This window comes from Paenibacillus sp. MB22_1 (assembly GCF_047200555.1).
GTDB lineage: Bacteria > Bacillota > Bacilli > Paenibacillales > Paenibacillaceae > Fontibacillus > Fontibacillus phoenicis.
The window spans coordinates 1,515,220-1,527,783 of the sequence record NZ_JBLADV010000001.1 but is presented as its reverse complement, the minus strand read 5'-3'; the positions used below and the strand labels follow the sequence as shown (position 1 = coordinate 1,527,783).

10 protein-coding genes are annotated in these 12,564 nt (G+C 54.2%); 8 read left to right on the top strand and 2 right to left on the bottom strand.

Features of this window, described 5'->3' with window-relative positions:
* The first annotated feature begins 24 nt into the window (after positions 1 to 24).
* From ACL02P_RS07075 to ACL02P_RS07050, 6 genes are all read left to right on the top strand, one after another.
* Positions 25 to 2,421, top strand: a complete 2,397-nt coding sequence (locus tag ACL02P_RS07075) for a 3-hydroxyacyl-CoA dehydrogenase/enoyl-CoA hydratase family protein (protein WP_412837022.1) — start codon at positions 25 to 27, stop codon at positions 2,419 to 2,421.
* Between the two features lie 22 nt (positions 2,422 to 2,443).
* The gene (locus tag ACL02P_RS07070; RefSeq protein WP_412837021.1) at positions 2,444 to 3,625 is read left to right on the top strand and encodes an acetyl-CoA C-acyltransferase; all 1,182 of its coding nucleotides are present in this window, start codon (positions 2,444 to 2,446) and stop codon (positions 3,623 to 3,625) included.
* Between the two features lie 27 nt (positions 3,626 to 3,652).
* Complete coding sequence (locus ACL02P_RS07065) at positions 3,653 to 5,437, top strand: acyl-CoA dehydrogenase family protein (RefSeq protein WP_412837020.1); 1,785 nt, start codon at positions 3,653 to 3,655, stop codon at positions 5,435 to 5,437.
* A 26-nt stretch (positions 5,438 to 5,463) separates the two neighbouring features.
* Positions 5,464 to 7,158, top strand: coding sequence for a long-chain-fatty-acid--CoA ligase (locus ACL02P_RS07060; protein ID WP_412837019.1), 1,695 nt, complete (start codon positions 5,464 to 5,466; stop codon positions 7,156 to 7,158).
* 74 nt (positions 7,159 to 7,232) lie between these two features.
* The gene (locus ACL02P_RS07055) at positions 7,233 to 7,649 is read left to right on the top strand and encodes a PaaI family thioesterase (RefSeq protein WP_085279025.1); all 417 of its coding nucleotides are present in this window, start codon (positions 7,233 to 7,235) and stop codon (positions 7,647 to 7,649) included.
* An 82-nt stretch (positions 7,650 to 7,731) separates the two neighbouring features.
* On the top strand, positions 7,732 to 8,805 hold the full coding sequence (locus ACL02P_RS07050; RefSeq protein WP_412837018.1) for a glycosyltransferase family 4 protein: 1,074 nt from the start codon (positions 7,732 to 7,734) through the stop codon (positions 8,803 to 8,805).
* 63 nt (positions 8,806 to 8,868) lie between these two features.
* Here ACL02P_RS07050 and ACL02P_RS07045 read toward each other — a convergent pair whose 3' ends face one another.
* Positions 8,869 to 9,645: a YheC/YheD family protein gene (locus tag ACL02P_RS07045; protein ID WP_412837017.1), complete on the bottom strand. Its 777-nt coding sequence runs from the start codon at positions 9,643 to 9,645 to the stop codon at positions 8,869 to 8,871.
* A gap of 163 nt (positions 9,646 to 9,808) precedes the next feature.
* Here ACL02P_RS07045 and ACL02P_RS07040 point away from each other — a divergent pair, with 163 nt between their 5' ends.
* Positions 9,809 to 10,267, top strand: coding sequence for a MarR family winged helix-turn-helix transcriptional regulator (locus ACL02P_RS07040; RefSeq protein WP_028538840.1), 459 nt, complete (start codon positions 9,809 to 9,811; stop codon positions 10,265 to 10,267).
* 26 nt (positions 10,268 to 10,293) lie between these two features.
* Positions 10,294 to 11,574 carry an MFS transporter gene (locus ACL02P_RS07035; protein WP_412837016.1) on the top strand — a complete coding sequence of 427 codons (1,281 nt, stop codon included), beginning with the start codon at positions 10,294 to 10,296 and terminating at the stop codon, positions 11,572 to 11,574.
* Between the two features lie 8 nt (positions 11,575 to 11,582).
* Here ACL02P_RS07035 and ACL02P_RS07030 read toward each other — a convergent pair whose 3' ends face one another.
* Positions 11,583 to 12,440: an SDR family oxidoreductase gene (locus ACL02P_RS07030; RefSeq protein WP_412837015.1), complete on the bottom strand. Its 858-nt coding sequence runs from the start codon at positions 12,438 to 12,440 to the stop codon at positions 11,583 to 11,585.
* Between the last annotated feature and the right edge of the window lie 124 nt (positions 12,441 to 12,564).

Genomic DNA, 12,564 nt, shown 5'->3' with positions numbered 1-12,564 from the left:
TTAAGGTCATAGGAGGTAGATCAAATGAACAAACCGATCCGAAAAGCAGCCGTTATCGGCTCTGGTATCATGGGCTCCGGCATCGCTGCCCAACTGGCGAATGCGGGCATCTCCTGCCTGCTGCTCGACATCGTCCCGCAACGGTTAAGCGACGCGGAGATGGCCGCTGGGCTGACGCTCGACCATCCGTTCGTGCGCAATCGCTTAGCGACGTCGGCGATCGCCGGGCTGTCCAAGACGAAACCCGCGCCGTTATATGACAACGCTTTCGCGGAGCGAATCACACCCGGCAATCTGGAGGATCATTTGCACCTGATTGCTGACGTGGATTGGGTGATCGAGGTCGTCGTCGAAAACCTCGCCATCAAGCAGCAACTGCTCGCCCAGGTAGAGCGCCACTGGAAGCCGGGGACGATCGTCAGTTCCAATACGTCGGGGATCTCGATCAACGCGATGGCGGAAGGGCGGTCCGAGGAATTCGGGAGACATTTTCTCGGCACACATTTCTTTAATCCGCCGCGGTATATGAAGCTGCTGGAGATCATCCCGGGGCAAACGACCGATCCGGAGCTGGTTCAAGGCTTAAGCCGCTTCTGCGAGCAAAAGCTGGGCAAAACGGTCGTTCTGGCCAAAGATACGCCAAATTTCATCGCCAACCGAATCGGCACCTATGGCCTGCTCGTGACGCTACGCGAGATGGCGGAGAAGGGGTACACCGTCGAAGAGGTGGATGCGGTGACCGGCCCGGCGATGGGCCGACCGAAAAGCGCCACCTTCCGCACCTTGGATCTGGTCGGCCTAGACACGTTCCTGCATGTGGCCGACAACGTATATGCGAACGTATCGGATGAAGCGGAGAAGCAGGTGTTTGCCGCTCCGTCATCGCTGAAGGACATGGTATCGCGAGGCTGGCTCGGCGAGAAAAGCGGGCAGGGCTTTTACCGCAAAATCAAAGGGGAGAAGGGCAGCGAAATTCTGTCCTTAAACCTGCAGACAATGGAGTACGCACCGCAGCGCAAAGTGACGTCCGCTTCCTTGGAAGCCGCCAAGCTGGCGAAAGGGGCGGCCGCCAAAACGAAGGCGCTGCTTGGCACGCAAGACCGCTACTCCCAGCTGGCATGGGATGTACTGAAGCAGGTGCTGATTTATTCCGCCGCCAAGCTGGGTGAAATTGCGGATAACATCCGCGAAATCGATGAAGCGATGAAATGGGGCTTTAACTGGGAACTGGGGCCGTTTGAAACGTGGGATGCCATCGGCCTGGTGCGTACCGTTGAGAAGATGGAGGCGGAAGGGCTGACGGTACCGGCCTGGGTCAAGGACTGGATTGCTGAGGGAAATACCTCGTTCTACAAAAAAGACGGTGGCTCTCTATTCCAAGCCGCAGTTGGAGGATACGCGCCAGTAGCGCTGCCGCCGGAACAGATCTCGCTTCGCGACTTGAAGGCGCAGAATCGAGTGGTGCGCAGCAACAGCGGCGCCAGCCTGATCGACCTTGGCGACGGCGTAGCTTGCTTGGAGTTCCATTCACCGAACAATGCGATCGGCGCGGATATTTTGCAGATGATCTTGCAGAGCATGGATGAGGTGCGGGACAACTTCGAAGGGCTGGTCATTGCCAACCAGGGCCGCAATTTTTGCGTTGGCGCCAACCTGATGTTGCTGCTCATGGAGGCACAGGACGAGGAATGGGATGAAATCGACGACATTATTCGTCTGTTCCAGAACACGATGTACCGGCTGAAACGGTTTGAAAAGCCGGTCATTGCGGCGCCGCACCGCATGACGCTGGGCGGCGGTGTGGAGGCGTGCATGCCGGCAGATCAGGTCATCGCCGCCGCTGAAACGTATTACGGACTCGTCGAGGTGGGCGTTGGCCTGATCCCGGCGGGCGGTGGCTGCAAGGAATTGGCATTGCGAGCCAGCCAGCAGGCAATGTTGGCTGAGGCTGATTTGCAGCCATACATCAACCACTACTTCCAAACGGTTGGGACGGCTACCGTATCCAGCAGCGGTCATGACGCCAAACGGCTGGGGCTGTTGAAGTCCACCGATCGGGTGGTGTTAAATCCCGATCAGTTGATTTACGAAGCGAAGCAGGCCGTCTTGAAGCTGGCGGGAAGCGGATATGAGCCGATTCCCGAGACGAAGTTCCGCGTCGTTGGCTCCGAAGGCAAAGCGGTTCTGCAGCTTGGCGCACTCGGCATGCACGAAGGCGGTTATATCAGCGATCACGATCTGCTGATCGCCAACAAGCTCGCCCATGTGCTCGCTGGAGGCGACGTGCCCGCCGGGACGCTGGTGACCGAGCAATATATGCTCGATCTGGAGCGTGAGGCGTTCCTGAGCTTATGCGGCGAACCCAAGACGCAGCAACGCATGCAGCACATGCTGAGCAAAGGCAAACCGCTACGGAACTAAACGAAGGGGAGGATGAGTTCAGATGAAGGAAGCTGTGATTGTATCCGCGGCCCGAACCGCAGTGGGCAGAGCCAAGAAAGGCAGTCTGGTCCAAACCCGCGCCGATGATTTAGGCAAAATCGTGCTGGAAGCCGCGATTGAGCGTGCACCCGGTCTGAGCAAAGGGGATGTTGAGGACATCATCATTGGCTGCGCCATGCCGGAGGGGGAGCAGGGGCTTAACTTTGCACGCATCATGGCGCTCTACGCCGGGTTTCCGGTGACGGTGCCTGCCATTACCATCAATCGCTTCTGTTCTTCGGGTTTGCAGGCGATTGCCTTTGCGGCGGAGCGGATCATGCTGGGTCAGGCCGATGTGTTGATCGCCGGCGGCGTGGAAAGCATGGGCCATGTGCCAATGACCGGGTTCAAGGTGTCGCCGAACCCGCGGATCGTCGCTGAAATGCCGGAGGTCTACATCGCGATGGGCCATACGGCGGAACGCGTTGCCGAACGTTTTGGCATCTCCCGGGAAGATCAGGACCGGTTCGCTTTGGCATCGCATCAGAAAGCCGCTCAAGCCATCGCCGAAGGCAAGTTCAAGGAGGAGATCGTCCCGTTTGAGGCGGAGCTGCGCAGCTTGGATGAGCGCGGGAAGGTCAAAGTGAAGCGCTTTGTGTTTGACACTGACGAAAGTGTCCGCAGCGATACGACCCTTGAAGCTTTAGCGAAGCTGAAACCCAGCTTTAAGCAAGGGGGAACCGTGACCGCAGGGAACTCCTCGCCGATGAACGATGGGGCGGCAGCGGTCGTTGTCATGAGCCGGGAGAAGGCCGATGCGTTAGGGCTTCAACCGCTGGCAACGTTCCGCGCGTTTGCGGTGGCCGGCGTGGAGCCGGAGTTGATGGGCGTAGGTCCGGTCAAGGCGATTCCGAAGGCGCTGGCGGCTGCAGGGATCACGCTGGACGATGTGGATCTGTTTGAGATCAACGAAGCATTCGCCTCTCAATGCATACACGTGATTCGCCAGTTGGGTCTGGATGAGAACAAAGTGAACGTCAATGGCGGCGCGATTGCCCTCGGACATCCGCTGGGCTGCACCGGGACGAAGCTGTCGATCTCCCTGATTCACGAACTGCACCGACGGGGCGGCAGGTACGGTGTCGTGTCGATGTGTATTGGCGGCGGTATGGGCGCGGCCGGCGTTTTTGAAGTTCACCCTTGAATCCATTTGAATGAAGGAGAGGATCGCATGAGCAACGAAACGAAGGAAAAAATCGTAGGCGGAAGCTTTGTCATTACCGATGTAGATTACCGTCAGGTTGTGACCCCGGAGGATTTCAGCGAGGAGCATCGCATGATCGGCGAGACGACGGAGGAATTCGTCCGATCGGAAATCCTACCGCGGGACGAAGAGATCGAGCATTTGAACTATGAGCTGACCGCCGATTTGCTGCGCAAAGCGGGCGAAGTAGGGCTGCTCGGCGCTGACGTGCCGGAGGCTTACGGCGGCATGGGGCTAGACAAAGTCAGCACAACGTTAATCAGCGAAAAGCTGACGAAAGCTTCCTCATTTGCCCTCTCAGCCGGAGCTCATGTCGGCATCGGGACGCTGCCCATCGTGTTTTTCGGAACCGATGCCCAGAAGCGCAAATACTTGCCGAAGCTGGCGACAGGGGAACTACTCGCGGCGTATTGCTTGACCGAACCTTCCTCGGGCTCCGATGCGCTGGGGGCCAAGACGACCGCGGTGTTGTCGGAGGATGGGACGCATTATGTGTTAAACGGGACGAAACAATTTATTACGAACGCCGGCTTTGCGGATATTTTCATTGTGTACGCCAAGGTGAACGGCACCGATTTCAGCACGTTTATCGTTGAACGGAGCATGGAAGGGGTGAGCATCGGACCGGAGGAGAAGAAGATGGGCATCAAAGGCTCCTCCACCTGCCCTCTGATCCTTGAAGACGTGAAAGTGCCGGTCGAAAATCTGCTGTGGGAAGTGGGCAAAGGCCACTTGATCGCCTTCAACATCCTGAATATCGGACGCTTCAAATTGGCGGCAGGATGTCTTGGTTCCTCCAAGGATGCAATCGAATATGCGGCAAAATACGCCAATGAACGTACCCAATTCGGGCAAAAGATCTCGTCCTTCCCGCTCAGCGGCAAAAAGCTGGCGGAGATGAATACGCGTACGTTCGTGCTGGAAAGTATGGTCTATCGTACAGCCGGCCTGTTTGACGTCGGATTAGCCGATGTCGATTACAGCAGCGCGGACGTGGGCTACCAATCGGCGAAGCAAATCGCCGAATACCAACTGGAATGCTCCATCAACAAAGTGTTTGGCTCGGAGGTGCTGGATTTCGTTGCGGACGAAGGCGTGCAAATCCATGGCGGCTACGGGTTTACACAGGAATATCGAATTGAGCGGATTTATCGCGACTCGCGGATCAACCGGATTTTTGAAGGCACCAATGAAATTAATCGTCTTCTGATTCCCGGCGCGCTGGTTAAACGGGCGATGAAGGGCGAGCTCCCCCTGCTGCAGGCGGCGCAAAAGCTGCAAGCGGAGCTGATGGAGCCGATCCCAAGCCGCACCTTCGAAGGCACGTTGGAGGAGGAGGCCTACCTGCTGTCCATGGCCAAGAAGATTTTCCTGATGGTGGGTGCCCAAGCGGTGCAAAAATATCAGCTCAAGCTGGAGCGGGAGCAGGAAGTGCTCAGTCATTTGGCGGATATGATGATCGCCATCTATGCCATGGAAAGCGCGTTGCTCCGCACGAAGAAGCGCATTGCGCAAGCTGGTGAAGACAAGGCAGCACTCTATATCGCTATGACGAAGGTGTTCATTCAAGAGGAATTTGGCAAGATCGAAGCTTTGGCGAAGGAAACGCTAAGTTATATGGAGACAGGGGATATGCTGCGCACGCAACTCTCCATCCTGAAAAAATTGACAAAGCGGTCAGCCCTGAATACGCTGTCATTAAAACGGCAAATCGCCGCCGAGGTGATCCGGGCGGAGAAATACGTTTTGTAAAATTGCGAGGTTGGGAGGCAAGGCGTATGTCGAGTAAACCTTGGCTGAAGTTCTACCCTGCTGAAGTACCACCGACCTATGATTATCCGAAGCAAAATCTCGCCCACTTTTTAGAAGTTTCCGCTGCTCGTTTCCCCGAAGTGACAGCTCTGGAGTTCATGGGAAAAAAGATCAATTACCGTACTCTGCTGAAACAGTCGTACCAATTTGCGAATGCCCTGCGAAAGCTGGGCATTCGCAAGGGGGACCGGGTGGCTATTATGCTGCCGAATTGCCCGCAGGCGGTGATCGCCTATTACGGGACACTGCTCATGGGCGGAATCGCCGTCATGACGAATCCGCTTTATATGCCCAGGGAGCTGGAGCATCAGCTCACCGATGCGGGCGCACGCGTGATGGTGACGTTAGACCCGCTCGTGGAGCGGGTAAGGACAGCGACAAAGCTGCATCCGATGGAATATATCATCGCAACATCGATTAAGGACTATTTGCCTTTCCCCAAAAACATGCTGTATCCGATCAAAGCCAAAAAAGACGGCATGCTGGCTCATTTAAACTATAATGATCGCTTAATCGCCTTTCCGGCCTTTCTTGTCAGCGGCAGCTCTGAGCCCTGCCATGTGGAAGTGGATTCTGAACAGGATTTAGCGTTATTGCAATACACCGGCGGGACCACGGGCTTTGCCAAAGGGGTCATGCTGACGCACATGAATCTGGTGGCCAATACGATTCAAAACCAGCTCTGGTTTTACCGTGCTAGGCCGGCGAAGGAGAAGTATTTGGCGGCGCTCCCTTTTTTCCATGTGTTTGGCATGACGGTGCTGTTAAATCAATCGGTTTCTTTAGGTGGGACTCTGCTGCTGATGCCTCGTTTTGAAATTAATCAGGTGCTGCAGACGATCCATCTCAAGAAACCGACCGTATTTCCCGGCGCGCCAACGATGTACGTTGCGATTATTAATCACAAGGACGTAGCGGGGTACGATTTATCTTCGATTAATGTCTGCGTCAGCGGTGCGGCTCCGTTGCCGCTTGAGGTCCAAACCCGGTTTGAGGAAATCACCGGCGGCAAGCTGATCGAGGGCTATGGATTAACCGAAGCCTCCCCGGTCACGCATGCCAATAACATCTGGGGGATGCGGAAAACCGGATCAATCGGCATCCCATTTCCTGATACCGATGCGATGATCGTGCAGCCCGATACGCTGGAGGAGGTGCCGGTTGGTGAAGTCGGCGAGCTGGCCGTACGGGGCCCTCAAGTGATGCGGGGATACTGGAACCGCCCGGAAGAAACGTACAAGACGCTGCGTGACGGGTGGCTGCTCACCGGAGATTTGGGGCGGATGGATGAAGACGGATTCTTCTACATTTTAGATCGGCGCAAAGATTTGATCATTGCCGGAGGATATAACATTTATCCGCGGGAGGTCGAAGAGGTGTTGTTCGAGCATCCGGACGTGGAAGAGGCAATTGTGGCCGGTATCTTCGACCGATATCGCGGCGAGACGGTCAAAGCTTATATCGTTCTGAAAGAAGGGGCAGTACCGGACGAGGAGGGCATCAAACGCTGGTGCAAGGAGAAGCTCGCTGCTTATAAGGTGCCGAAGGTTTACGAATTTCGGGATAGTCTCCCGAAAACATTGGCCGGTAAAGTGCTGCGCCGCAAGCTCGTGGAAGAAGAAGCGGAGCGTCAGAATCCGGCTCAAACGAAAGAGAAGTAACCGTTGGTGTGCTTAAATCCGAGGCAGAATCAGGGCTTTTTGGCAGCGAACGGGATGAACGGAGGTTATCTGAAATGAAAGCGGATTCAGAAGAGCTGCAGCAACGTTTAGCGTTGTGGAATCAAGCGGCGATTGGCTCGTTTGTGGATTATCTCGGCTGTGAAGTGGTTGAAGCGAATGAGCAGCGGGTTGTGATGCGCCTTCAGATTCAGCCGCATCATTTGAACTTGATCGGCATCGTCCACGGGGGGGTTCATGCGACGTTGATCGATTCGGCGATGGGACTGCTGGCGATGATTGCCAAACCGGAAGCCAGTGTGGTGACAACGAACTTAAACTTAAATTACGTCACCAAAGCCGTGAAGGGATCGATCACTGTGACTGCTGAACTGGTTCACATATCGCGTAAATCGGTGACCACGATGGCGTATGCACGGCTGGATCAAGGTGAAATCTGCGCATTTGGAACAGGAACGTTCCGCGTGACCTGACGTTTAGGTGGATACCTGCGCAGGAAGTCCTCCTAACGCATATGGTGAATAAACGCAAGGACATATGTGTTAGGAGGAGCCTATGAATATTTTGATGGTGGCGCCCGAGCAGATCCCGGTTCCCGGGAACGGCTCCGTGGAGATCAGCATGCTGGCCATCGCCAAGCAATTGGCCGTGAATCATCGCGTTACGCTGATCAGCAGAAAGGCCCGAAACTTGCCCCGCGTCAGCCGGATGGGGAACTTAACGATCGTCCGGGTGAGCAGCGGAAGCTCCAGTAAGTATATTGCCTCCGTTTTGCATTACTTGAAAGGGAGACGGTATGACCTGATTCAAGTCGATAATCGTCCGCATTATATGGCCAAAATCAAGGCGGCGTTTCCCCATACTCCCGTCACGTTGTTCCTGCATTCGCTGACGTTTGTGAAACCCACCACCAAAGTGAACGAAAGTCTGAGCCGAGCCGACCTGATTATTGCCAACAGCGATTCGCTGAAAGCGAATTTAGCCGCGCGCTTCCCACGGCATGCGGGGAAACTGCGCAAGGTGCATCTTGGTGTAGACACCGCTCGGTTTAGCCCGGCAAGCGGAGCAGGGCACTCTGGAACATTCCGCGTCTTGTTCGCGGGGCGGGTCATTCCACGCAAAGGGGTTCCGGTTCTGATCCGGGCGATCAGCCGTGTGCGCAAGGAATATGGGCCGGTTAGCTTAACCGTAGTTGGCGGCGGTAAACCCGGATATTTAAGAGAACTCAAGCGTTTAGCCAGGGCGAAGGGAGTGCCTGTCACATTTACCGGCAAAGTTCCGCATCGTTCCATTCATCGCAAGTTCCAGCAGGCCGATCTGTTTGCGTGTCCGTCACAGGAGCATGAAGCGTTTGGTCTGGTGAATGTGGAAGCGATGGCATCGGGTCTTCCCGTCGTCGCATCCAATATTGGCGGGATTGGGGAGATCGTCAAACACGGTTCGAATGGTTACCTCGTCGATGCCTACCGCAACTCTGAAGAGCATGCGAAGTGGATTCTGAAGCTGGCACGGGATCGGGAGCTGACCGTTCGAATGTCCAGACAAGCGCGGAAGGACGCTGTAGAGAAGTTCGGATGGAAGCAAACGGCCAAGAAGCTGATGGGAATCTATCGGCAGTTTGGTTCATAAACCTTATCCTACCAAAAACGGACGATAGGATGCCCTGTGGCATGGCCTTCGTCCGCTTTTTTTTTATTTCCGCTTGTATTTGCCATAAGCACGAGCATATTTCATGATGGTGCGGAAGATACTCTTATCCTTCAGTTTCCGGAAGATGAACGGATCCGGCGAAGTGTTCACTTCAAGAATCCAAGGCCGCATCTTCTGGTCAAGCGCCACATCGACACCGATTTCGCGCAGCCCGGGGAAGCTCTTCTTTAAGTGATTGGCAATGTCCTCCCCAAAGCCCTCCAGTATATTGGTATAAGACTTGAGCCGCGATCCCTTCAAATAGGGGGAAAGCAGCTTCTCTACCGGCATAAGCTTCCCATCATTATGATAGTTGGTGACAATCTTCTTCGGGTGGGCCAGTCTGCCAATTATGCCGGTTGTCTTCCAAACCTTCTGCGGGGTACGTTGCACCATGACACGCAGGTCGAAGCGCCGCTGATCATATTTGAGCAGCTCAATGCCTTGCTGAACGAGATAACGACCTTTCAGCTTATGTTTTCGAATCGAGTGATAGAGTTCATCCACTGAATGATGGGTCCACACCTTCTTGTCAAGCTGGTGTTGGTAGATCCCGTGTCTGGAGTAAGGTTTATATTCAACCCGCATGACGCCTTTTCCCCATGTGCCGTTCACTGGCTTAACGTAGACCATATGGTATCTCAGCAGCATACTATGCAAATTCTCTTTAGTAAATCGGCGGGTTTCAGGGAGATAGCTCCGCAGCGTCTTGCTTTTCATCAACGCTTCATTTTTTTTCAGCTTGCTTGTGATATGACGCGGGTGACGAGCAGTTTTCATGATCGCGGTTCCCCTTCGAGATGTTTTTTATGGTAATGTATTCGTCCGCACTGGAAAAGGGAAAGATGATCACCTACCCGCCCTGAAAATAGACAGATGATTGACCTGAATTAGTTCGTTGGCATATAATTGTCAAGACAACTATTAAAGCAAGGTGTGACATATGGTGAGAAGGGACCACTCTCAGCACGAGCTGGCCATCGGATATATCATGGGGATGGCTTACCGCAAAATCACAGCATTACTGCAGCATCGATTGAAGGATTATGACATTACTACTGAGCAATGGTCCGTACTTCATAAGATCTATAATTCGGATGGCTTGATCCAGAAAGAGATTGCGGATCGAACCGGAAAGGACAAGCCAACGATTACTCGAATTATCGACTTGCTGGAAAGCAAAGGACTCGTTCGCAAGCAAGCGGGGGAGCGGGATCGAAGATCGTTTGTCGTATTTGCAACCGAGCGGGGAAGAGAACTGATCTGCGAAACGTTGCCGATTGAACGGGGCGTAAATGAAGAGGTGAAGCAGCTCATGGATGCGGAGGAATACGAGAAGCTCGTGGAGCTGCTCCAGCGCATCCATCTTCAGCTTGGTGAAGAATCGCAAAACAAAGGTTGACAACTAAGTAGATTAGAGGCGAAGAAATGAATTTACACAAGGAATCAGACCGATTATGGACGAGATCGTTTATATCATTAACGATCTCTGCTTTTTTGTTATTTTTGAATTTGCAAATGTTGTTGTCTTCACTTTCATCTTATGCCAAAAATGACCTTGCCGCCAGTGATTTAGAGGTCAGTCTCGTGACCAGCGTTTTTGCGGTATCCGCGATCTTGGCTCGTTTCCTCACAGCAGCGATGCTGCGGAAGTTTTCACCTAACGTTCTGCTGTTCACTGGCTTAATCATCGCAGCACTTATGACTGAATTCAATCATTGGGCGGGTTCGGTTGAAGGATTGATGCTGTTACGGGCCGGGTACGGTGTTGGTTTTGGGATTGGCAGCACCATTTTGCCAACGTTGGCATCACGGATCATTCCGCCAACTCGAATGGGGGAAGGCATTGGGTATTATGGGTTGTCCAGCAGCTTGGCGATGTCGATCGGCCCAATGATCGGTTTAAATATGCTGCAGAAGTACGGTTTTGGCACATTGACCTTGACGGGGGCATTGGCTGTTCTGGTGGTGATCCCGTTGTTGCTAATTACCCGAGCATTGCCAAGAAACCATAATCAAGAGATGAAAGCAAGCGAGAAGAAAACGACGCCGAGAGCCAGCGCCCCGGCCCTGGAACGTCGTACGTCGTTTAACCGTAAATTTTTGTTGCCAGCATTTCTAAATATGTTATTATCGATCACCTACAGCGGTCTGTTAAGCTTTATCGCTCTCTTCGGCGAATTTATCCACTTGGAACAAGTGGGGTTATTTTTCTTGTTTAATGCGGCCACGGTGGTCATCATTCGTCCGATCTCCGGCAGGATCTTTGATGCGAAGGGCCATGTGGCCGTCTTGATCCCGGCTGCGCTGCTTGTTGTCGCGAGCATGGTTGTCTTGTCGTTCACCCAGTCGTTGCCGATGCTGATTGTTTCGGCGCTGCTGTACGGACTTGGCTTCGGGGCGACCCAGCCCACGCTGCAGGCTTGGATGCTGCGAACCAGCACACCGGAGCAATATGGAGTAGCGAACAGCATGTTTTTTAATACTACGGATTTTGGCGTCGCCATTGGTGCAATCATTCTAGGGGCTATCGCATCTGCCACGGATTATGCGGTGATGTACCGTTATTCAGCCGGGGTCATGGGGTTGTTCCTGGTCGTTTACGTTGCGTCGCATTTTTTGGTGAATAAGCGGTTTTCCACGAAGAATTATCCGGCAGATCGCGCTGCGGGTTCCGCCTCTGAGGCGAAAGCAAGCAGTACGAACTAAGGCAGCGGCTATTTCCCTTTGCGCGTTAACTCGGACAAGCGATCCCACTGTTCTTCCGTCACCTCGGCAAGATCGTTAAATTGTCCGGCCCCGCGCAGCCATTCACCGCCGTCAATCGTGACCACCTCACCGTTGATATAGCCGGCGGCATCCGAGACGAGGAAGGCGGCTAAGTCCGCCAGCTCTTCGGGGCGGCCGGTTCTCCCGAGTGGCACGCGTCCCAGCATTTTTGCCTCCAGCTCCGGTGTAGGGGAGAGGCGGGACCAGGCACCTTCCGTTGGAAACGGCCCGGGAGCGATCGCCACCTGACGGATCCCGTGAGGTGCCCACTCGACGGCTAATGAGCGGGTCAGAGCGAGAACGCCAGCCTTGGCCGCGGCGGAGGGAACGACGTATCCCGATCCGGTCGAAGCGTAGGTCGTGACAATGTTCAGCATCGTTCCGGGCAACCGCTGTTCAATCCAATGTTTTCCTACCTCTAATGTCATGTAAAATGTACCGTGCAGCACGATGCCCAGCACCGCATTGACGGCATTGGGAGACAGACGTTCTGTCGGGCTGATAAAATTGCCGGCAGCGTTGTTGACAAGCACATCGATCCGTCCGAAATGACGCCAAACGGCATCTACGCAGTTATGGACTTGCCCGGGATCGCGAACATCACAGCGCTGCGGGAATACCTCACTGCCGTCAGCGGAGGATAGTTCTTCAGCAGCTTTTTCCAATACGTCTTCACGTCGACCGCAGATGGCGACCTTAGCGCCGAGCTGCAAAAACCGACTGGCCATGGCCCGTCCTAACCCCGTACCGCCACCGGTGATCAGGATGACCTTATCCTTCAATAAATCTTTTGCGAACGCTTCCATCTATTCACGCTCCCGGATTTCAAATCAACCTCTGTATCATGATATTCGCGCTTAAGGTTCATTATCCTGTAGCCTGGGAACGCTGATGGACAATAAAATATCCGCAGCGGCCCCATAAGGAGCC